At 63.4% G+C, this 19,951-nt stretch carries 18 protein-coding genes; 5 read left to right on the forward strand and 13 right to left on the reverse strand.

The genetic code is table 11. From position 1 onward, the window contains the following. On the forward strand, window positions 1-1,278 hold the full coding sequence (locus ABEA02_RS06825; RefSeq protein WP_345532129.1) for a dihydroorotase: 1,278 nt from the start codon (window positions 1-3) through the stop codon (window positions 1,276-1,278). 62 nt (window positions 1,279-1,340) lie between these two features. Here the strand turns inward: ABEA02_RS06825 and ABEA02_RS06830 are convergent, their stop codons facing one another. The 4 genes from ABEA02_RS06830 to ruvC form a co-directional block, all read right to left on the reverse strand. Then, window positions 1,341-1,769 (reverse strand): hypothetical protein, encoded by a 429-nt coding sequence (locus ABEA02_RS06830; protein WP_345532130.1) that lies wholly within the window; start codon window positions 1,767-1,769, stop codon window positions 1,341-1,343. Window positions 1,770-1,831: 62 nt separating this feature from the next. Next, a complete protein-coding gene (locus tag ABEA02_RS06835; protein ID WP_345532131.1) occupies window positions 1,832-2,170 on the reverse strand; it encodes a hypothetical protein in 339 nt (112 codons plus the stop codon). Window positions 2,171-2,316: 146 nt separating this feature from the next. Then, complete coding sequence (locus tag ABEA02_RS06840; protein WP_345532132.1) at window positions 2,317-3,786, reverse strand: EAL and HDOD domain-containing protein; 1,470 nt, start codon at window positions 3,784-3,786, stop codon at window positions 2,317-2,319. Window positions 3,787-3,893: 107 nt separating this feature from the next. Beyond that, window positions 3,894-4,451, reverse strand: coding sequence for a crossover junction endodeoxyribonuclease RuvC (ruvC, locus tag ABEA02_RS06845; protein ID WP_345532133.1), 558 nt, complete (start codon window positions 4,449-4,451; stop codon window positions 3,894-3,896). A 420-nt stretch (window positions 4,452-4,871) separates the two neighbouring features. Here ruvC and ABEA02_RS06850 point away from each other — a divergent pair, with 420 nt between their 5' ends. Then, window positions 4,872-5,267, forward strand: a complete 396-nt coding sequence (locus ABEA02_RS06850; RefSeq protein ID WP_345532134.1) for a hypothetical protein — start codon at window positions 4,872-4,874, stop codon at window positions 5,265-5,267. Here the strand turns inward: ABEA02_RS06850 and ABEA02_RS06855 are convergent. The 5 genes from ABEA02_RS06855 to ABEA02_RS06875 form a co-directional block, all read right to left on the reverse strand. Continuing rightward, window positions 5,264-6,397 carry a type IV pilus twitching motility protein PilT gene (locus tag ABEA02_RS06855; protein ID WP_345532135.1) on the reverse strand — a complete coding sequence of 378 codons (1,134 nt, stop codon included), beginning with the start codon at window positions 6,395-6,397 and terminating at the stop codon, window positions 5,264-5,266. The two genes, ABEA02_RS06850 and ABEA02_RS06855, sit on opposite strands and share 4 nt — an antisense overlap. 307 nt (window positions 6,398-6,704) lie before the next feature. Continuing rightward, the gene (locus ABEA02_RS06860) at window positions 6,705-7,577 is read right to left on the reverse strand and encodes a DMT family transporter (protein ID WP_345532136.1); all 873 of its coding nucleotides are present in this window, start codon (window positions 7,575-7,577) and stop codon (window positions 6,705-6,707) included. Window positions 7,578-7,580: 3 nt separating this feature from the next. Next, window positions 7,581-8,486, reverse strand: a complete 906-nt coding sequence (locus tag ABEA02_RS06865; protein WP_345532137.1) for a DMT family transporter — start codon at window positions 8,484-8,486, stop codon at window positions 7,581-7,583. Window positions 8,487-8,613: 127 nt separating this feature from the next. Continuing rightward, window positions 8,614-10,248, reverse strand: coding sequence for a WD40/YVTN/BNR-like repeat-containing protein (locus tag ABEA02_RS06870; protein WP_345532138.1), 1,635 nt, complete (start codon window positions 10,246-10,248; stop codon window positions 8,614-8,616). Beyond that, complete coding sequence (locus tag ABEA02_RS06875) at window positions 10,245-10,970, reverse strand: YebC/PmpR family DNA-binding transcriptional regulator (RefSeq protein WP_345532139.1); 726 nt, start codon at window positions 10,968-10,970, stop codon at window positions 10,245-10,247. Before ABEA02_RS06875 ends, ABEA02_RS06870 begins: the two co-directional genes overlap by 4 nt. A 122-nt stretch (window positions 10,971-11,092) precedes the next feature. Between ABEA02_RS06875 and ABEA02_RS06880 the strand changes: the two genes are divergently transcribed. The 3 genes from ABEA02_RS06880 to ABEA02_RS06890 all read left to right on the forward strand — a co-directional run bounded on the left by ABEA02_RS06880 (window position 11,093) and on the right by ABEA02_RS06890 (window position 14,217). After that, window positions 11,093-11,728: a hypothetical protein gene (locus ABEA02_RS06880; RefSeq protein ID WP_345532140.1), complete on the forward strand. Its 636-nt coding sequence runs from the start codon at window positions 11,093-11,095 to the stop codon at window positions 11,726-11,728. Window positions 11,729-11,838: 110 nt separating this feature from the next. Next, window positions 11,839-13,383 (forward strand): helicase HerA-like domain-containing protein, encoded by a 1,545-nt coding sequence (locus ABEA02_RS06885; protein WP_345532141.1) that lies wholly within the window; start codon window positions 11,839-11,841, stop codon window positions 13,381-13,383. 105 nt (window positions 13,384-13,488) lie between these two features. Beyond that, window positions 13,489-14,217 carry a hypothetical protein gene (locus tag ABEA02_RS06890; RefSeq protein WP_345532142.1) on the forward strand — a complete coding sequence of 243 codons (729 nt, stop codon included), beginning with the start codon at window positions 13,489-13,491 and terminating at the stop codon, window positions 14,215-14,217. Between the two features lie 44 nt (window positions 14,218-14,261). Here the strand turns inward: ABEA02_RS06890 and ABEA02_RS06895 are convergent, their stop codons facing one another. From ABEA02_RS06895 to ABEA02_RS06910, 4 genes are all read right to left on the reverse strand, one after another. After that, complete coding sequence (locus ABEA02_RS06895) at window positions 14,262-15,722, reverse strand: serine/threonine-protein kinase (protein WP_345532143.1); 1,461 nt, start codon at window positions 15,720-15,722, stop codon at window positions 14,262-14,264. A gap of 24 nt (window positions 15,723-15,746) precedes the next feature. Next, a complete protein-coding gene (locus ABEA02_RS06900) occupies window positions 15,747-16,619 on the reverse strand; it encodes a c-type heme family protein (protein ID WP_345532144.1) in 873 nt (290 codons plus the stop codon). Beyond that, a complete protein-coding gene (locus ABEA02_RS06905; RefSeq protein WP_345532145.1) occupies window positions 16,616-17,464 on the reverse strand; it encodes a FecR family protein in 849 nt (282 codons plus the stop codon). Before ABEA02_RS06905 ends, ABEA02_RS06900 begins: the two co-directional genes overlap by 4 nt. A 130-nt stretch (window positions 17,465-17,594) precedes the next feature. After that, entirely contained in the window at window positions 17,595-19,820 is a 2,226-nt protein-coding gene (locus tag ABEA02_RS06910) for an EAL domain-containing protein (protein WP_345532146.1), read from the reverse strand. Between the last annotated feature and the right edge of the window lie 131 nt (window positions 19,821-19,951).

Here is a 19,951-nt window from a genome sequence, read left to right on the forward strand (position 1 = left end):
ATGAACATTCATATCGCCAACGGCCGCCTCGTCGATCCGGCCAACAAGATCGATCAGCGCGCCGACCTCTTCATCGTCGATGACAAGGTGGCCGCCATCGGTGCTGCGCCGTCGGGCTTCAAGGCCGACCGCATCATCGATGCCAGTGGTCTCGTCGTCGTGCCCGGCCTCATTGACCTGGCGGCGCGCCTGCGTGAGCCCGGTTTCGAATACAAGGCCACGCTGGAGTCCGAAATGCAGGCGGCGATGGCCGGCGGCATCACCAGCCTGGCCTGCCCACCCGACACCGACCCCGTGCTCGACGAGCCGGGTCTGGTCGAGATGCTGTGCTTCCGCGCCAAGAACCTCAACTGCGCGCACGTCTATCCGGTTGGCGCGCTGACCGTGGGCCTCAAGGGCCAGTGCATCACCGAGATGGCCGAGCTGGTCGAGGCGGGGTGCGTGGCTTTCAGCCAGGCGAATACGCCGCTGGTGGATACGCAGGTGCTGCTGCGAGCGATGCAGTACGCGGCGACCTTCGGCTTCCGCGTCTGGCTGCAGCCCAGCGACCCCTACATCGGCAGGGGAGGCGCAGCGCACGATGGCGAGGTGGCTTCACGCATGGGTCTGACCGGCATTCCGGTGGAAGCCGAAACCATCGCACTCGCCACACATCTTGCGCTGGCGCGCAGCACGGGCGTCAAGCTGCACGTCACGCGTCTGTCATCAGCCGCCGGGCTGGCGCTGATCGAACAGGCACGTCGCGACGGACTGGACGTCACCTGCGACGTAGCCGCTCACCATCTGCATCTGTGCGATGTAGACATCGGTTACTTCAACCCGCTGTGTCACCTTGAACCGCCGCTACGCAGCCAGCGAGATCGCGATGCGCTGCGAGACGGCCTTGCGCGCGGCGCAATCAACGCCGTGTGTTCGGATCACACCCCGGTCGACGACGATGCCAAGCAGATGCCCTTTGCCGATTCGGAGGTCGGGGCAACGGGGCTCGAGCTGCTGCTGCCACTGACGCTGAAGTGGGCGGCCGAAAGCAAGCAGCCGCTGGGCGCAGCGATTGCCCGCGTCACCTCGGACGCTGCCAGCATCATGGGCATTACCAAGGGCGGACACCTTGGTGTCGGGGCACGCGCCGACGTGTGCATCTTCGATGCGGAAGCCGAGCGTGTGGTGACGCGCCAGAGCCTCAAGAGCCAGGGCAAGAACACGCCCTTCCTCGGTCTCCCGTTGCCCGGTGTCACACGTTTCACCCTGGTAGAAGGCCGGGTGATGTTCGAAGGCTGACGCATGATGCGGCATGAAAAAGGCTGCCTGCGGGCAGCCTTTTTTGTTGCGATTTTCAGGATTCAATCGCGACCGTGTTTGCCGTGGCTTCTGCCGTGTCCCTTACCGGGGCCGCGGTCATTGTCGGCCCCACTTGGGCCGTGTCTCTCGCGGTAGTGGGGTACGTAGGTGTCTTCATACCAGTCGTCACGCACGAAGTAGACCGGCCTGCCGCAGGCGTTGTAGCGACGGCAGTGCTTGTCCCAGTGTTTCTCGTGTCCCGGCGGTACGCGCAGGTAGATCGGCGCGTAACGTACATTGGGTGGCGGGCGGCGGATGATCAAAGGCTCCGGCATGATCAGAACAGGGGGCGGGGCGCCTCCGATGTCGATGCGGCCGTAAAAGCCGGGTTGGCCGATGCGCACAGAAACACCGACGTCCGCTGCCTGGGTGCTCAGGGGCAAGCTCATGATGGCCAGACAGGCCAGTGTCGATTGCCAGTTCTTGCTCATGGTTTCATCTCCTGTCAGGGGTTGGCTGGCACCCGGAGATCAGTGCCAGCCGGTGGATAGTTTTACTTGTGTGCGTCGCGCACGTCCTGGCGACGATCGCGGCGGTCCTGACGCAGGTCGCGCTTGTCCTGGCGACGATCTGCCTTGTCTTCGCGCAGTTCGTGGCGTGCATCCTTGGCGGCAGCCTTGTCGCCATCGACACGTGCATCGTGCAACTCCTTGCGGTCGTGCAGCACTTCGCGGTTGTCGCGGCGCACTTCACGGCGGTCCTGGCGGATTTCACGGGAGTCCTGGCGAATCTCCTTGCGCTCAGCGGGTGTGACTGCAGGACCTGCTTCAGCCTGTGCGAGGCTGGACAGACTCATGATCGTGATGGCTGCAATGCTCATGGCTAGTTTCATCTTCAACTCCTTGGTGGGCGGCATGCGAATGCATGCCTTGCCTGCACATTAATGGGCGAGAGATGGATTTGCTGACCAGTGAGTGCAAGCAAATGTAAGGGTAGTTACAAATGCATCAAACCGCAGCGGCGCCCCGCCTTGCGGTTTCAAGCTTCGGCGTTGGCCTGTGTGACCTCGGGCGCCGTGACCCAGGTGAGGGCTTCGATGAGGCGTGCGTTGACCTTGCGGACGGTGAGCCCCAACGCGACGGCATGACGCAGTACGCGGTCGGTGTCTCCTTCCTGGCTGCCTTCGGCCAGTGCGAGGAAGCTGCCCAGCACGCCACTGTGATCCAGCAAGGCGTCACGCATTGGTGCGGGCAGGTTGAGTGGGCGGATGGCATCTTCGAGTGGCACCTTGAGTGCGATGTCCAGCATCGAGAAGAGGCCCAGCACGAAGAGCTTTTCGCACAGTTCGCCCTGACGATAATGGCGACCGAGGATTTCCATGAAGCGGGCGCGCACCAGTGCGGCTTCAAGTACGGCGCCGTTGCCACCCAGGCCGCCCCCGAGCAGCAGCAGAGTCAACCAGCGGTCGAGCTGGGCCTGGCCCATTACGAGCAGGGCTTGCTCTATGGACGTCAGCGAGTGATTGAGGCCGCGTGCTGCCGAGTTGGCATAGCGCAGGAGCTTGTATGACATGGCCATGTCTTGCCGCAGGACGCTGGCAATCTGGCGCATGTCGGCGTCTTCGCGCACCTGGTTCACAAGGGTGGCGACACACATGACCTGGGGTGACAGCGCATTGCCCGACCAGTTGCCGCGCCAGGTGACGAAGCCGCCCGAGAATTGCGTGCAGCCCAGTCCGCGCAGAGTCTCGAACTCGTCCATGGTTGCGACGTCCCAGGCGCCACGATGCAGGTGGGGGTAGTCCTGCTTGAGCTGGTCCATTGCCTCCGAGATTTCCAGCGGCATGCGCATTGCGACGCGGACCGTGGCGCCGTCGAGCTGTTCGGCTGCGCTGCTGAACCAGCTGCTGCCCACGCAATCGTCGGCCCAGATCTCGTGGCCGGCGTCGCGCAGCTCTTTCAGGCGGATCAGCAGCGTCGGGTCGGCCGGCTGGCGCGGCTGGGCAGGCTGCAGCAGGATGCAGGCATGTGCGGGTAACAACGCCATCGCACTGCTGCGCACGCTGTCTTCGGTGAAGGGGATGAACACGCGGCGTTCCCGCAGCACGGCGGCGTTGACGCTGCGGATGTGATCGATGAGCAAGCGGTCCAGAAAGGCACGAACGCCCTGGCCCCTGGCGCGGACGTTGGCATGCAGCTCGCCGCGCAGCGAGAACTCGTAGGCGCCGACTTCCATGGCCGCGTTGACCACGTCGCGACGGACCAGCATCGGGTCCTGCTCAGAGACGTCATCGGCCGGTTCGGCCTTCGCGACGACTTCAGAAGCCGCCAGGGCGGTGGCTGGGGGAGTCGGCGCGGGCGCGTCGGCTGCGCCTTCTGATGTCGTGCGTGGGGTGAGCGGTACGGCCAGACGCGGGGAGAGGGGCGACGCTGGAGGTGTGGCGGGTGCCACGACTGGCGAAGGCGGTGGTGGGCTCAGCAATTTTCCGATAGCCGAGAGGAAACCCATGTGCGCAGTCCCGTGTGTATGTCTTGTCTGACAGATAACGGCAGCCTGTCGCCGGTATTGAGTGCTTCAACTCATTGGCTGTGCGGCTTTCGTCTGTCCGGAGGGGGTCAGCCGATGACGCGTGTGCCGCGCTTTTTGCCGCGCGTGCCCAGGCTGCCCAGCAGACCGCCCGCCTGCCCGCCGTTGGCGTGTGCAATCGCGCAGGCCAGCGCGTCGGCCGCGTCGGCTTGCGGGTCGCCGGGCAGTTGTAGCAGGCGCTTGACCATGTGCTGCACCTGCTCCTTGTTCGCCTTGCCGTAGCCTACGACCGCCTGCTTCACTTGCAGGGCGGTGTATTCCATCACCGGAAGGTCGCGCGACACCAGGCCGCAGATGGCGGCGCCGCGCGCCTGCCCCAGCAGCAGGGTGGATTGCGGATTGACGTTCACGAACACGATCTCCACAGCGGATTCTGTAGGTCGATACGTATCGACGACTTCCTGTACGCCAGCCAGAATGACTTTGAGCCGCTCCGGCAGGCTGCCCGCGGCCGGGCTGCGGATGCAGCCGCTGGCGACATAGGCCAGCTTGGTGCCGACGCGTTCGATGACACCAAAACCGGTGACGCGCAGACCGGGGTCGATGCCCAGGATGCGGGCGGGGGGCAGGGCGAGAGAAGCAGGCATGGGGGCGAGTTTATCGGCATTGCGCCGTGAACAGCGGGAGTGCCGGCAGGCGACACACAGGGGAGGCGTCTGCGATACCCGTCAGCCCCGCTGGGTTGTTGCCGCGCAACTACGGCGAGCTTCATCGCGGTCGAGGTCGGCCACGTCGTCGAGACAGGCACCATGCCGCGCATCTCTCACTGCTGACCCGATCCTGCCGGGGCAGCCGTGCCGCAGCAGTCAGAGGTGCGGTCCCGATCTGCATGGCGGTTGGCGAGCGTGACAGCGTGGCGCGTGATCAGGCTTATATCTTCGATCGCATGCCATTTCACCTGCGCAGCAGCTACATTGAGGTTTATGCCGATCACATCGGCGTGCCTGCTGCAACGCGGGGGGGTGATCGAGTGGTTGATGGCTTGAAGGGTTGGAGGGAGGTGGTTCGTGAAGCAACTTTGTCTGGCTGGGACCGTCTGGATGTTGTCCTCCTGCGCGCCTGACGTCATGACCGATCCCGCGACACGCATCGCCTATGACGTCGAGCAACATGTCGGGCAATTGGGGCAAGAAGATGGTGCGCGCTTGCAACTCGACAGACTGACGCCGCGCGCACCCAACGAATGCTCGGGGGCGTTCAAGGCACAGTTCGACAGGGTCGGCATGCTCGCCGTGTGGTGCTACAACGCCTCAGGACAGGTGGTGGGCGGTGGCACCACTTCCTATATCTCGCGCTTCATCGACCTGAAGGAAACCTGGGTCGTCGACAAGAAGCCGGGTGAGACGCTGACGATGACACTGGAACGGCGCGGCGGGCGCGCCGTGGTCACTGCCGTGCGTTAGCCGAACATCTCGGTGAATTTAACCGGGTCAGTTGTCACGCGGCGCGCATCGGCGAGCTCGATGCGCTTGGCGGCGACGAGCACGCGCAGGTCGTCGTTCATGGTGTGCGAGCCAGAATCAGGCTGCTTGGTGAGCTTTTCGAGCAGGGCGCGGATGCCGCCGAGGTTGCGTGCTTCGATGAGCTTGGCCGCCTCGTCGTTGACCGTCAGGCATTCGGTGGTCAGGTAGTACGAGTCGCCGCTGCGCGAGGGCAGCAAGGCCTGGCAGATGACGCCACGCAGGCTGCTGGCCAGCGTTTGCGCTTGTGTGTCGGTGTTGCCGAGCAGGCGCAGCATCTTCTGGATGCCCAGCTCGGTGGAGCGCGCATGCAATGTGGCGAATACCAGCGGGCCGGCTTCGGCCAGCGCGAGGGCTTCCTGTGCCGTCTGTGCGTCGCGTATTTCGCCGATGACGATCACGTCCGGCCGCTCGCGCAGTGCATCGAGTGCGCCCTGGTAGTAGCTCTCGACGTCACCATCGGCGCCGACTTCGCGTTGCGTGATGATGCAGCGCCGTTGCGGGATGATGGTTTCGACCGGGTCTTCAATCGTGATGATGTGGCCCGAGCGCGTCTTGTTGATCTCGTCGATGATGGAGGCGATGGTCGTCGACTTGCCTTGGCAGGTATCGCCGACGAACAGGATCAGGCCGCTGCTGAGCTTGGCCATGTCCTGGATGCAGGGGCGTACGCCCAGTTCTTCGAGCGGAATCGGTTCAGCGGGGAAGCGGCGGATCACGCAGCCCAGGCGCTTCTTGCCCTGGAAGGTGAAGCAGTTGACGCGGATGCGGGCGCTGTAGAGATCCTTGGCGCGGTCGAAGGCGCGGTCTTCGATGCGATCACGCCAGTTGGGTTCGATGACGGTGAAGAACTCTTCGAGGTCCTGGCCGGTGATCGGCGTGTCGGTCACGGCGACGAGACGCTTGGGCTGGCGCAGAAGGATGGGGCTGTTCTGGTGGATGATCAGATCGCTGAACACCACCGTCGAATTGAGCAGGTAGAGGATCTGTTCGATCAGCGTCCCCATCGCAGGGTAACCGGCGATCTCGCTCATTGGCAGCGTGTCGATCAAGGCTTGCGGCTGATCCATCATGTCCCCTCCCCGGAGCGTGATTACGGCTTAATGAATTTGCCAGATTGTAGGGCAGATTTTGTTCTGTTCAGCTTGCCTCACATCGGTTGGGGCGTTGGCAAATCGCGGTTTCGCCTAATCGCCCATGACCGTCGTTCCCGCCAGCTTTACGGACGGCAGCGCCGCGAGTCGCTCCCCTCGCCCGCGAGCGGGAGAGGGGTTGGGGGAGAGGCCATGGCGGGAACCCCGTGAATTTCTGCAAACGTTGAACGACGCGGGATTTCCGCCTTCGCGGAAATGACGAGAGTGGCGTGCGCGCAGAGGGCGCTTACCGCGTCTGCGGGGCCCGCGACAGCCACACGCCCCAGGCGGCCAGCCCCATGCCTGCCACCGCCAGCGGGGCCAGTCGCTCGTCGAACATCAACCAGCCCATCAGCGCCGTGACGCCCGGTGTCAGGTAGAACAGGCGCGTCACCTGCACTGCCGAACCACGCCGGATCAGGATGTTGAGCAGGCTGATGGCACCCAGCGAGAGCATCAGCACCGACCAGGCCAGCGCGAAGATGAATTCGCCCGTCCAGTCGATCTCCATGCGCTCGGTGCCCAGTGCCAGCGGCAGGCTCAGCAGCAGGCTGGCCGAAAACTGGATCACTGCGCCGCTGCGCAGATCGAATTTGGGACAAAAGCGTTTCTGGTACAGCGTACCGGCCGTGATGCCCACCAGCGCAACCAGAGAGGGCAGCAGTGCCGTCCACGGCCACCTGTTGCCGAAGCCGGGCGTGCGGCTGTAGACCACCACCAGCACCAGACCCGCAAAGCCCAGCGCCAGACCCAGCCACTGGCGGCGATTCACTGCCTCGCCCAGCAGCCAGCCAGCCCCCAGCGCGGTGACGATGGGCTGCAGGCCCACGATCAGCGCCGTCAGCCCGGTCGGCAATCCCATCTTGATCGACATGAAGACGCCACCGAGGTAGCTCGCCTGCAGCAACAACCCGGCCACAGCGATGTGCAGTACGGCGCGGCGCGACTGCGGCCAGGGCGCGCGGAAGATGAGCGCCGCCAGTAGCATCAGGGCGATGACGAGGCCGTAGCGCGTAACCAGGTAAGTCAGTGGCTCGGTATAAGGCAGACCGAGCCGCGCACCGATGAAACCGGTGCTCCACAGGAAGACGAAGAGGGGAGCGATGGCGCGGTCGAGCATGAGTCAGCTTTGGGTGAGAGCAATCACGCCGGCAGCAATGCACAGCGCACCAAATAGCCGTCGACCCTTATCGCGCTCGCCGAGCAGGTGGCCGCCGAACAACGTGGCGAACAGCATCGACACTTCGCGTGCGGGTGCGACCTGTGACAGTGGTGCCATCGTCGCAGCGTACAGCACCATCACATAGGACACGGGCGAGACCGTGCCGACGATCAATGCAGGGCGCCACATCTGTTTGACGTAGTCGCGCAGACCCAGCGGGTTGCGCAGGTGCAGCCAGTACAGCACCGCCAGCAGGAAAGGCATGCGGCACAGGTTGCCGAGGTAGTCGAGCAGGATGGGCGATACGCCCGCATGTTTCACTGCATAGCCATCGACCACGCTGTAGAAGGCGATGAACAGCCCGGTCAGCAGACCGTATTGCATGCCAAGACGCAGTCGCTGCGTGGCGTCGTCACCGCCGTGCCCCGCCCGCAGACTGCGCAGCAGAGCCGGGCCGCCCGCGATCAGCAGGATGCCCAGCACGATGCCGGTGATGCCGAGCCAGCCCAGCAGACGCAGGGCCTCACCGAGGAAGCTCGTCGCAACCAGCGCAGTGAGCAGCGGCGCGCTGCCACGCGCGAGCGGATAGACCACGGACAGATCGCCGACGCGGTAGCCACGCAGCAGGATCAGGTAATACGCCATGTGGATCGCGCCACTCAGAACGATCAAGCCCCACTGCAGCGCACCGTAGCTGCCCGCGTCTCGCCAGCCGAACCAGATGCCCACCGGTGCCCACACGATGGCCAGTACCACACAGGTGAACAGGGCGAAGCGCGCATCGCCACCACTCTTCTTCGCGATGAGGTTCCAGCTGGCGTGGATAAGGGCTGCGATGAGGACGAGGCTGAGGGGCAGGGCGGTCATGGGACGTAAGAAACAATAAAGCGACGCATTGCGCCGCCTTTGGAGTGCCTGAAGTCTAAGTGCGCCGGGTGCCGGGCCGGCAATCAGGATCTGTTATTTGCCCATAACCACTCGTGCAGCACGCGGATCATTCAAATGTGTCGGCAGTCCAGCTCGCGCCTTCGTCTCTGGACACGTAGAGTTTGTTGTCCGGCGTGATCAGGGCCAGTTCACGCTCACCCATGACGACGATTCGTGCCATGACGACGCGACCTGCTATCAGGGCGGAAACGCTCCCCGGCAAGGGGCCTGTCTTTAGCCAGCTTCTGGCGCCGTCACTGGTTTTCCATAGCGAAGCGGGCGTAGGGGAGCTGCTGCTGTCCTGTCTCACGGCGTAGCCGCGGTTGTCGCCAACCATGGTGAGCCAGGTCATCCACTGTGGGGAGCTTCCGGCAGTCCATGTCTTGCCGCCATCATCAGAGACCCGCAAGTTTTGCGAGAACATGGGGGAGCCTGAAGTAGTGAAAACTCTGCCGTCGCGACTCAGCGTATAGGCGCCGGGAATTCCCGCAAAGTTGGTCGGCAGCGCTTGCTCGCTCCATTGTTGTGTCGCGAGGCTGTAGTGGTGGATTTTAGCTGTGGTGGTAAAACTCGTTTCGACCACGATGGCGGTGAAGCCATTGCTCGCAACGCTGGTCAGCAGGTCGGTCTGGACCGAACCGAAGGCATTGAACCGCTTCATCTCGCGCCAAGGTTCTCCAAGCGAAGGGGTTTGCACCACGACAAGTTGGTCGCCGTTCTGAACGCCGACTACGATACCGAGTGCTGCACTGTGTCCGATGGATTTGACGACGCCATCGGGAAAGGGCAGGCGCCAGGTTTGCCATTCATTGCTGACCGGGCTCTTCGCGCGAATGATGCCCAGACTACCCCCTGCCAACAGACGTCCATCTTCAAGTACGTCGACCGCACTGATGTCGTGCGACAGGCCAGTGTCGAGCCAAGCCCATCTGCCGGCCTGACGAACGCGTACCTGTCCCCACGCCTCGCCAGCATAGGTTTGTCCTCCCGACTCCTTTGCAGACAGCAATTGAGCAGACAGGCCTTGGCGTAACTCGGGGCGGGACAAGCGACTCTCGCCAACGGGCGATACCCAGCTTGACCCTTGATGCATCTTGAGGGCAGGAGCTTTGGCTTGAATGATCGACAGCATCTGCTCAGCCTCGGCTGCGTGACTGTCGAGCTGCATGACGTAGGCCTTTGAGGGAATCTTGGCTGCGTTTGCAGGAGACAGCCCTGCTGGTGGGCTAACGGGTTCTTCCGCGATTGCGAGAGTGCCAAGATCGGAAATCTCGCCGGCCTTGATGGTGAACACGCGTGGTGCCGCCAAAAAGTTTATGAACGACTGTCCGATGATCTGTTTGCCGGCTTGGGTTCTGATAAAGCCTGACGACAGCGACTGCAATTGGTGAGTGCCGGGCGGCAAAGGCTTGATGAAGGTCGAATAACCCGTGTGTTCGGCGCCAAGGTCCGGAGTGGTGCCGTCATTGGCGGCCATAAACGACAACCGCTGCCAGCGCATGATGGTTTGCACTTTTCGAGATAGCGCGGCATCAACCCGGATGACAGCCAGACCGTAACCGGCCGGCACTGACAAGGGCGCGAGCGTTTGATCCAGTGGCAGCATTGGCTGCCGGGGAGCAGAGGCACAACCGGACAGCAAAATGATTGCCGCACACCCCAGGCATCCCGCAACAGTCCGGCTCACTCCTGCGAAGTTCATTCGCCCATCACCGCCGACGTATACACATCCTGCACATCATCCAGCGACTCGATCGCGTCGAGCAGCTTCTGCATGCGCACGGCATCGTCGCCGGAGAGTTCGATCTCATTCTGCGCCTTCATGGTCACTTCGCCGAACTCGGCCTTGAAGCCGGCGGTTTCGAGCGTGGCCTGCACGTCGCTGAACTCCCAGGGGCCGGTGATGACTTCGAAGGAGCCGTCGTCGTTGCTCACCACGTCTTCGGCGCCGGCTTCGAGGGCGGCTTCCATCAGTTTGTCTTCATCGGTGCCCGGCGCGAAGAGCAGGGTGCCGCAGTGTTTGAACTGGAAGGCCACGCAGCCGTCGGTGCCCATGTTGCCGCCGTACTTGCTGAAGGCGTGGCGCACGTCGGCGACGGTGCGCACCTTGTTGTCGGTGAGGCAGTCGACGATCACGGCGGCGCCGGCGATGCCATAGCCTTCGTAACGCGCTTCTTCATAGGTGACGCCGTCGAGCTGGCCGGTGCCGCGCTTGATGGCGTTTTCCATGTTGTCCTTGGGCATGGACTCGGCCTTGCCCTTCTCGATGGCGAGACGCAGGCGCGGGTTGGTGGCGATATCACCACCACCAAGGCGGGCGGCGACCGTGATTTCCTTGATGAGGCGGGTGAAGATCTTGCCGCGCTTGGCGTCCTGGCGACCTTTGCGGTGCTGGATATTGGCCCATTTGGAGTGTCCGGCCATGCTTAAACCCTTGATATCTGAACAAAGGTCGGAATTATAGCGCCGCCGGTCAAGGCCTAGCCCGCGTGGGAGACTTTGCGCTGCTACATTGTCCTGCATCAGATTCCAAGGGCTACCCGACCATGAAAAACCTGCTTCGCGTTGCGCTCTGTGCCTTGTTTGGCGCGCTGGCCGCGCCTGTTCTGGCGCAGCAGACCATCCAGTTCGATGGTTGCAAGGATCGACTGGGCGCCCCCGTGCCGACCGTTGTGGATACCACGCTGCGCGCGGTGGCCAAGGCAGTCATCGTCGATGGCAAGGGCGTGATTCGCCATAACCCGGAGATGCTGCCGCGCTTGCTGCCGGAGAGCCGGTTGTTCGTCTTTGCGCACGAATGTGGTCGTCAGTTGCTGGGTTTCGCGCCGGACGCCGATCTGCAGGTGGCCCAGGTGCGGCAGGCGGACTGTTGGGCGGTCGATGTGCTCCAACGCTCCGGCCTGCTGAAGGACAAGACCTTGCTGGCAACCATCGAGGACGACCTGAGCATGGTGCCCGATGACTGGGCCTTGTTGCCCGGCCCACGCCGCGTGCTGGCGTTGGGCAGCTGCAAGCCTGTTCCCGTCAAGCAGGGGCAGCTCAAGGTGGATACTGGCGCGGCGCCGACCGAGAAGTGGAATGCCTGCCAGCAGGGCTGTGCCTCGAAGCTGTTCAGCTGCGGTCGTGGCGCCAATTGCCAGAGCGCATTCGAGCAGTGCAGCGCAAGCTGCGGCGCCAGGTAAGCAAGATCGCAAGCAAGCGTGTCGCCCGCTTTGGCGGGCTGTTTTTCGCGGTATAAATCGGGCTGAGACCATACAGGTTCAGCCCGATTTCTTTTGCACTGGAGCACATCATGTCCGAGCCCCTTCTGTTCGCCCGTTCGACCGATACCGACGTCGGCATCCTGCCCCAGTTTGCCAACCGCCACGGCCTGATTGCCGGCGCCACGGGTACGGGCAAGACGGTGAGCCTGCAACGCCTCGCCGAGTCCTTCGCGCGCATCGGCGTGCCGGTGTTCATGGCCGATGTGAAGGGCGACCTCTCCGGTATTGCCGCCGCCGGCAAGCAGAGTGAAAAGCTCGAAGCACGCCTCAAGCAGCTCGGCGTGACCGACTGGGAGGCGGACAAGTTCACCACCACGCTGTGGGATGTCTTCGGCGAAGCCGGCCACCCGGTGCGCGCGACGATTTCGGACATGGGCCCGCTGCTCATCGGCCGCCTGTTGGGCCTCAACGAGACGCAGGCCGGCGTGCTGCAGATCGTCTTCAAGGTCGCCGATGACAACGGCCTGCTGCTGCTCGACCTCAAGGATCTGCGCGCCATGCTGCAGTTCGTCGGTGAGCACGCCAAGGAACTGACCACCGAATACGGCAATGTGTCTGCCGCCAGCGTGGGCGCCATCCAGCGCGGCCTGCTGGCGCTCGAACAGCAGGGCGGCGAGAAGTTCTTCGGCGAGCCCATGCTCAACATCGCCGACCTCATGCAGACCGATACGGCCGGACGTGGCGTCATCAACATCCTTGCTGCCGACAAGCTCTACAACGCGCCCAAGCTCTACGCCAGCTTCTTGCTGTGGCTGGTGTCCGAGCTGTTCGAGAACCTGCCCGAGGCGGGTGACCTCGACAAACCGAAGCTCGTCTTCTTCTTCGACGAAGCCCACCTGCTGTTCAACGACGCGCCGCCTGCGCTGCTCGAAAAGATCGAGCAGGTCGTGCGCCTCATCCGCTCAAAGGGCGTCGGCATCTACTTCGTGACGCAAAACCCGCTCGACATCCCCGATGCCGTGCTGGGCCAGCTGGGCAACCGTGTGCAGCACGCCCTGCGCGCCTTTACGCCGCGGGACCAGAAGGCCGTCAAGGTCGCCGCTGAGACGCTGCGCGCCAATCCAAAGGTCAATGTCGAGACCGCCATTACCGAGCTGGGTGTCGGCGAAGCGCTGGTGTCATTCCTCGATGCCAAAGGCACGCCCGGCATCGTCGAGCGCGCCTTCGTGTTGCCGCCGTCATCGCGTATCGGTCCGCTGCAAGCGGATGAGCGCAATGCGGTCATCAATGGTTCGCTGGTCTATGGCGTGTATGAAGAAGTGGTAGATCGCGAATCCGCCTTCGAAAAGCTCAAGGCCGCCCCGGCCTCTGCCGCAAATACCAGTCAGCAGCCGGGTTCCGCGCCCGCTCCGCAAGCTTCGAGCGGGCAGGGGGGTGACAGCGGAGGTGGTCTGCTGGGGGGCGCGCTGGGGGGAATCCTGTTCGGTACCACCGGCCCGCGTGGTGGCAAGCACGATGGTTTGGCACAGATTGCCGCCAAGACCGTAGTGCGCACCATCGGGTCCGAAGTCGGCCGGCAGATCATCCGTGGCGTGCTGGGTTCGATTCTCGGCGGCAGCAGCAAGAGGCGCTGACGGCTTCGAGGTTTTCGTTGCTTTGAGACAAACAAAGCAGGAAAACTTGTTTTGGAGCCTGCCTGTCCTCTGGAACAATGCCGCGCTTCACAGGGACGGGACAACATGAAGACACAATCAATCAGTCGTGCCGGCATCGCCGCGCTTCTCGCCATCGCCAGCGGTACGGCCCTCGCAGGTCGTCCCCTCACCACGGAAGACGCAGGTTTCATCGAGAAGGGTGGCTTCGAGCTCGAAAGCTACTACTACCGTGAGACCGTGCGCGAGACGCGCCCCAATCGCGGCCTCCATATCCAGCCTGGCGTTGGCATCGGCTTCAACACGCAGATCGGTGTCGGCTTCGACTATTCACGTCAGTACAACGAAGACTACGAGGCCACCAAGAGCAGCACCGCGCAAGCGCTGGTCGGCAAGACGGCGCTCAAGGCGCTCACCGACGATGCTTTCGGCATCGCCGTTGCCTGGAGCGTGGATCGTACGCGTACCCCCGGCGACGAGAAGAAAGGCTATCGCTACAACAATGCCGCCATCAATGGCGTGGTGACCGTGCCCTGGGACAAATGGCTGTTCCACGCCAACGTCGGCTGGACGCGTTCACGACTCGATCGCGTGACTGCGACGACCTGGGCACTGGCGGCTGAGCGCACCGAAGTCATCGGCAAGCTCGACCTCGCGGTAGAAACGTATGGTGACGACAAGGCACCGGGCTGGCTTGGCGTAGCGGCGCGCTACGCGCTGATCGACGAGCACCTGTTCGTTGACGCTTCGTTCGCCCAGCAGATGCTGGCAACAAGGCCGCGCACGCTGACCATCGGCTTGAAGCTCGCTTACTGAACGCTTGCCTTTGATCACCACCGGCCGCTTTGCGGCGGGCGGGATCAGTATTCCGGGAAGCCGGCTTCGTTGAGGAAGGCGCGGCGATCGTCCGGATTGGTGAGATTGCCAGCCAGCGCCCAGTAGAGGGCGCGTGCATCGACGGCCTGCGCGGCTGCCTTGCGGGTGACGACCGGCGCGATGGGGCCGAGGTATTTCGCAAGCCGCGTAGCGGCCAGACTGATCACTTCTGGACCAAGCGTGTTGGCCAGCATGGTGCCGCCAGAAGCAAGTTTGGTGGCGGACTTTGGCGGCGTCTGCGTGTTGCTGCTCGGCAGTGCGCCAACACCCAGCTTGCGCATGGCGGCCATGAAGTCACGACGCGCGGCTTCGGTATCGAGCTTGCTGGTGAGGATGGCGTAGAAATCGTCGATGCTCGCCGTGCTGGTAGCGGCTTTCTTGACGATGACCTTGGCGAGCGGGCCGATGTGCTGGGCGAGCAGGCGCTCGACGGTCAGCAGCGTGTCGGCGTGCATGCTGGTGATCAGCGATGCCGAGGTCGGCGGTGGCGCATTGGTGGCGCTCACGGTACGCGGGCCGCCGGCACCCGGTGGTTTGCCGAGTGCGGCCATGCGTTCCTGGATGGCCGCGCTGGTCAGGATGACCGTGGCATCGGACAGCGTAGCCGTCGGTTGCGCACTGAAGGCCTTGGCATGCGCATCCACGAGTGCCTGCTTGAAGATATCTGCCGTGGCGAAGCGCTCGTCTGCCTGTTTGGCGAGCGCCTTGTGGATCACGATGTCCATGGCCGGGTGGATGCTTGAATCCACCGCCGACGGGACAGGCGGATGTTCGTAGCAGACCTTGTAGACCAGCGATTCGCTGGGGCCGGTAAAGGGACGTACGCCACACAGCAGTTCGTAGAGCACGACGCCGGCCGAGAACAGGTCGGCACGGCGGTCTACGGCGAGGCCCATGAGTTGCTCCGGCGCCATCGAGCCCGGCGTGCCGACGACCGAGCCCACCAGGGTGAGGCTGGAGCTGTCGAGCCGTGCGATGCCGAAGTCCATGATCTTCAGCTTGCCAGCCGCGGTGATGAGGATGTTGGCAGCCTTGATATCGCGGTGGACGATGCCTTGCTCGTGCGCGTAGTGCAGCGCTTCGAGGAATTGCAGCATCATCGCCACGACGTCGGCGACGGGCACGCGCTTGTGCGCTTTCAGAAAGTCGCCGAGCGTGCAGCCGTCGACGTATTCCATGGCGATGAAGGCGATGCCGTCCTCTTCGCCGTAGTCGTAGATCGCGACGATGCCCGGGTGGTTGAGGCGCCCCGCTGCGCGCGCTTCGTTGCGGAAGCGCTCGAGCATGTTGTGGTCGTCGTTTTCCAGCAGGCGTGAATGCACGGTCTTGAGCGCGACCGTGCGCTGGATCAACGGGTCGTAACCCTTGTAGACGGTGCCCATGCCGCCTCGGCCGAGGACGCCCTGGATTTCATACTTGCCGAGTTTCTGCGGATCGGACGACATGGGGTGTTGCCTTGTTGCGGGTTATTACTCTTCGAGCATCTTCAGCGCTTGCACAAGGCTCTTGCGCATGCGGCTGAAGGAGTCGGACAGGGTGCCGATTTCGTCGCGGCCTCCGGCCTTGAATTCTTCGACGTTCATTTCGCCAAGGCTGACGCGGTCAGCAATCGAGGCGAGCTTGTTGACGGGCTTGACGACGAGGAAGAACAGCAGGACGTTGAGCAGGATGAAGATGAAGGCGACGAGGGCGACCAGCAGGGTCATGAAGACCTTGAAGGTGGTGTCTGCTCGCTTGATCGGCAGATCCATCGGCACGGAGACGATCTGCGAGCCGACGATTTCGTTGAGCTTCCAGCCGAAGCCGTTGGCATTGCCGTACTTCTCGATCATCGATGCCGGGGCGGCGTCTACGGTGCTGTGGCAGGCGAGGCAGCGCGCATCGCTGATGCGGATCGGGCGGGCGAGGTAGAGTTGCTTGCCCGACGGCGTGTCGCGGTCGCCGATCTGCTCGGTGACCTGTTCGTTGTCGCGGAAGCGATTGACGATGTCGGCTTCCCAGTCGGACGCACGGTCACGCGGATTGGTGGGGTTGAGCGTGGCCTCCTTGTAGGAGTACTCAGGGTACTTCTTGCGCAGCTCGTTGAAGTATTCGGTGGCCGCGAAGGCCGACACCGATTGCGGCAGGAATTCGTACTTCAGCTGGGTGTCCAGCAGCGGCTTGATCTGGGTGCTGGTGTAGCCCCGAACGGCGAGCGCGCCCTGCATCATGATGCGGGCGTTCTGCAGGATTTCTTCGCGTGCATTGCGCTGCAGGAGCTCGTGCGAGATGTAACCCGCTACGCCCAGACCGGCAAGGAACACCAGAATCAGGATGAGATTGAACTTGACGATCAGTTTCATGGTTGGGAAGCCTCTTTGTTTGCTGCACCACTCGGGCGCTTGTTGTTGCCTTGATTCTTCTCGGGGTAGAGCGGGCGTGCCCACTCCGGGTGGCGACTCAGATTGGCTTCGATGCTGTTGCGGAAAGCCGTGTCGGCCAGTCGCGACTCATAGCGTTTGACGAAGTTGGTGCGCCAGCTGACCGGGCCGTTGAGCCAGTCAGCGACGTCGTCGTAACGCACCTCACCGAGCAGGCGTGGTGTCGGACGGGCGTCGGCATAACGGGCCGCCAGCGAGGGCAGCCGGTCGCGGAAACCGCGCGGCATGGCTTCAACGAACGCGGCATCGGGACGCGGCTGCACGGCGGCAGGCTTGCTGCCTCGCTGGGCGAGGAACTGCCCGGTTTTGACCTGGAGTTTGCCGCCGCGCGTGGCATTGAAGGTCACCTCGCCGCTCTCGACAAACAGCTCGATGTCGCTTTCGGTGCTGCGCAGGATCAGCGTGGCCTTGCCACTGATGCCGCCCTGAGGGGTGGAGAAAGCCCAGGGCTCGCTTTTGTCGCCCGCTTGCAGCTTGAGCCAGCCGCTGCGCAGCATCAGGCGCAGGGCGCCGCTGCCCACCATCAATCGGGAATTGCCACCGGCCGAGAACAGCGTGCCGTCAGCCTGTTCGATGATGAGGCTGCCGGCGTCCGGTGTATCGAGGATATCTTCGCCGTTCAACGGCAGGCCCTTGGGGGCGACGAAGACCTGGTCGCCGCGCAGCAGGCGTACCTGGCCTTCGGTGAAGGTCAGCCGACCCGCGGTCTGCGCTTGTGCGAGAAGGGGAAGGCATAGCAGAAGGGCCAGGCTGGCGAGGCGCGACATGAAGTCCCTGTTGAACGGTGAATTGGCCGGCGGCTGGCGCCGCTCTGCGGGTGGGGCCGGGTGGAAGCGTCTGATCCTAGGTCGGGCGCTCCCGGCTGTCAAACCAAGGCAAGTCGGCAAAGCTTACCTGTCAGACGTTCTCGGTAGCGTGAAAGATTTCCGCATTGACCGGATGGGCAGGCGCGCTGGCATTGCGCTGGCGGATGAATTCCTGACAGGCGGCAGCTTCCAGCGGCGGGCTGTAAAGGTAGCCCTGCAGCTCGGTGCAGCCGAGCTGTTGCAGCAATTGAGACTGTGATTCGGTTTCGACGTATTCCGCCACGACGCGTACGCCCATGTTCTGGCAGAGCTGGGAGACCTGCGAAATGATGTCGCGGCAGGAGGCGTTCTGCTCGACTTCGCGTGTCAGCGACCCGTCGAGCTTGATGGCGCTGATGCGGAAGCGACGCATGTAGAGCAGGGAGCTGTAGCCCATGCCAAAGTCGTCCATGGCGAGATGCACGCCCATTTCGTTGAGGGCGGCGATGCTGGCATTCGATTGCGGGTCGTTGCCGACGTTGCGGTTCTCGGTGATTTCCAGCTCAAGCTCGGCGGGTTGGATGCCGGAGTCGCGCAGGCTTTGCTGCACGTGCTGCAGCAGGGCCGGGTCGGCCAGTTGCAGGGGCGAGAGATTGACGGCCATCGACACGCCCTCGATGCCGGCGGCCTTCCACTCGGCGAGCTGCTGGCAGGCCGTGGCGAGGGTCCAGCGACCGAGCTCGCCCACGCCCCCTGCGTCTTCGGCAATGCCGATGAGCACGTTGGGCGGGATGCTGCCGTAGCTGTTGTGGCGCCAGCGCAGCAGGGCTTCGACGCCAGTCACACGCCCTGCGCGGTCCAGCTTGGGCTGATAGACCAGGCGCACGCGATCCGTGTCGATGTCGCGGTCGATGTCGGCCAGCAACTGGCGCGCGAGGCGGCCGATGGCGTCCTGGCGGTTGACGATGCGCTGGCGGTAGCTGCCCAGGGTGTCTTCCAGCGAGGCGATGAGCTGGCGCAGGCTGGCATTGCTGGCGGCACGCTGACGCGCTTCGGCGAGGCGCACGAAGGGCAGGTAAAGCAACACACTGATGGCGAGGTTGAAGGCCTGCAGGGCCAGCCCGGTCCATGAGCCGGTGGCCAGCCAGGCGTTGATGCCCAGTGGGGTCATCCAGGAGACAGCGTGAGTGCTCAACGGTACCCAACCTGCGCTGAGCACAAAGTAGGACAGCAGCGTCAGCAGCAGCGGAATGCACAGGAAGGGCAGCAGAAAGACCGGGTTGAGCACCACGGGCAGACCGAACAGCAGGACCTCGTTGATGTTGAAGAGGGCCGGCAAGAGGGCCAGCTTGCCGACGTTACGCATGTTGCTGCCGCGGGCGCTGCCGAGGAACAGGGCAATCAGCAGGCCGGTGGTGGCGCCGGCGCCGCCGAGTACGACGCAGGTGTCGAAGAAGGGTTTGGTGACGATTTCGTAAGGAGCATTGCCGAGCAGCATTGCCTGGGCGTTGGCATCGGTGGCAGCCTGGAACCAGGTCTGTTCGACGAAGGTCAGCATGTTGGTGCCGTGCATGCCGAAGAACCACAGGATCTGGCTCAGCAGGCAATACAGCAGGGCTCGCATGAGATCGTTCTCGATGCTGCCGAAGAGATTGAAGAGCGCAGCATCGAACAGGCTGTCGGCGGTGCCGCTGAAATGCGTCAGCAACTCGTGCAATACGAGGAACACGCTGACGGTGACGAAGGCGGGGAGGATGGCTCGCAGGGTGTCAGGCAACTGGGGGTCCGCGTCGCTGAGCCAGGCGATCTGCAGGCGTCGTCGTCGTCGCAGGAAGAGGAATAATTCGGTCGCGGCTATCGCCGAGAACACGGCGAGGAAGGTGCCGCGCGCGCCGGTTTGTTCTGGCCCGAGCAGGCCGTTGCCGGGCATCACGATCAGCAGGTAGCAGACCAGGGCGACCAGCACGGTGGTGATGGGGTTGTTCTCGCCGAATTCGTCGCGTTGCGGGATGAGGCCGTTCAGCGTGTGGCTGATGCTGGCGACCAGGCACACCGAGACGAATCCGAAGCTGGCGCGGCTGACAAGCTCGATGTGGTCGCGCCAGGTTTCGCCCAGCAGGGTTTCCATGAAGTCCTGCCAGGGCTGGAACGGCAGCTCGCTGGCGATCAGCGAGAGTACGCCCATCATCACGACGGGGAGCAGGAGAAGGAAACCCTTGCGGATTGCAACGAACCAGCGATGGTCGGCCAGGGCGAGGGCAAGTCTTGAAGAGGCGGGGCGCGAAAAACTGTCGGGCGAAAGTTTGCCAACCAGTCTCTGTCGAAGGCTTTGTCTCATTGCCGCGCGAGTAGTGCCCCTGTTGGTGGTGCCCGCACTGCTGTGGATGGCAGTTGAATGGGCGCCTTGATTGTCTGCCCGCAACCTTCGCACAGCTCGCTTGCCCAAGCAAGCGTAGCCGCATGTTGCGC

Source organism: Viridibacterium curvum (assembly GCF_039544165.1).
Taxonomy (GTDB): Bacteria; Pseudomonadota; Gammaproteobacteria; order Burkholderiales; family Rhodocyclaceae; genus Viridibacterium; species Viridibacterium curvum.

Coding starts and splice junctions, on each gene's coding strand:
- ABEA02_RS06825 (WP_345532129.1), top strand. CDS start 1: ATGAACATTCATATCGCCAACGGCCGCCTCGTCGATCCGGCCAACAAG.
- ABEA02_RS06830 (WP_345532130.1), bottom strand. CDS start 1,769: ATGAGCAAGAACTGGCAATCGACACTGGCCTGTCTGGCCATCATGAGC.
- ABEA02_RS06835 (WP_345532131.1), bottom strand. CDS start 2,170: ATGAAACTAGCCATGAGCATTGCAGCCATCACGATCATGAGTCTGTCC.
- ABEA02_RS06840 (WP_345532132.1), bottom strand. CDS start 3,786: ATGGGTTTCCTCTCGGCTATCGGAAAATTGCTGAGCCCACCACCGCCT.
- ruvC (WP_345532133.1), bottom strand. CDS start 4,451: ATGCCTGCTTCTCTCGCCCTGCCCCCCGCCCGCATCCTGGGCATCGAC.
- ABEA02_RS06855 (WP_345532135.1), bottom strand. CDS start 6,397: ATGATGGATCAGCCGCAAGCCTTGATCGACACGCTGCCAATGAGCGAG.
- ABEA02_RS06860 (WP_345532136.1), bottom strand. CDS start 7,577: ATGCTCGACCGCGCCATCGCTCCCCTCTTCGTCTTCCTGTGGAGCACC.
- ABEA02_RS06865 (WP_345532137.1), bottom strand. CDS start 8,486: ATGACCGCCCTGCCCCTCAGCCTCGTCCTCATCGCAGCCCTTATCCAC.
- ABEA02_RS06870 (WP_345532138.1), bottom strand. CDS start 10,248: ATGAACTTCGCAGGAGTGAGCCGGACTGTTGCGGGATGCCTGGGGTGT.
- ABEA02_RS06875 (WP_345532139.1), bottom strand. CDS start 10,970: ATGGCCGGACACTCCAAATGGGCCAATATCCAGCACCGCAAAGGTCGC.
- ABEA02_RS06880 (WP_345532140.1), top strand. CDS start 11,093: ATGAAAAACCTGCTTCGCGTTGCGCTCTGTGCCTTGTTTGGCGCGCTG.
- ABEA02_RS06885 (WP_345532141.1), top strand. CDS start 11,839: ATGTCCGAGCCCCTTCTGTTCGCCCGTTCGACCGATACCGACGTCGGC.
- ABEA02_RS06890 (WP_345532142.1), top strand. CDS start 13,489: ATGAAGACACAATCAATCAGTCGTGCCGGCATCGCCGCGCTTCTCGCC.
- ABEA02_RS06895 (WP_345532143.1), bottom strand. CDS start 15,722: ATGTCGTCCGATCCGCAGAAACTCGGCAAGTATGAAATCCAGGGCGTC.
- ABEA02_RS06900 (WP_345532144.1), bottom strand. CDS start 16,619: ATGAAACTGATCGTCAAGTTCAATCTCATCCTGATTCTGGTGTTCCTT.
- ABEA02_RS06905 (WP_345532145.1), bottom strand. CDS start 17,464: ATGTCGCGCCTCGCCAGCCTGGCCCTTCTGCTATGCCTTCCCCTTCTC.
- ABEA02_RS06910 (WP_345532146.1), bottom strand. CDS start 19,820: ATGAGACAAAGCCTTCGACAGAGACTGGTTGGCAAACTTTCGCCCGAC.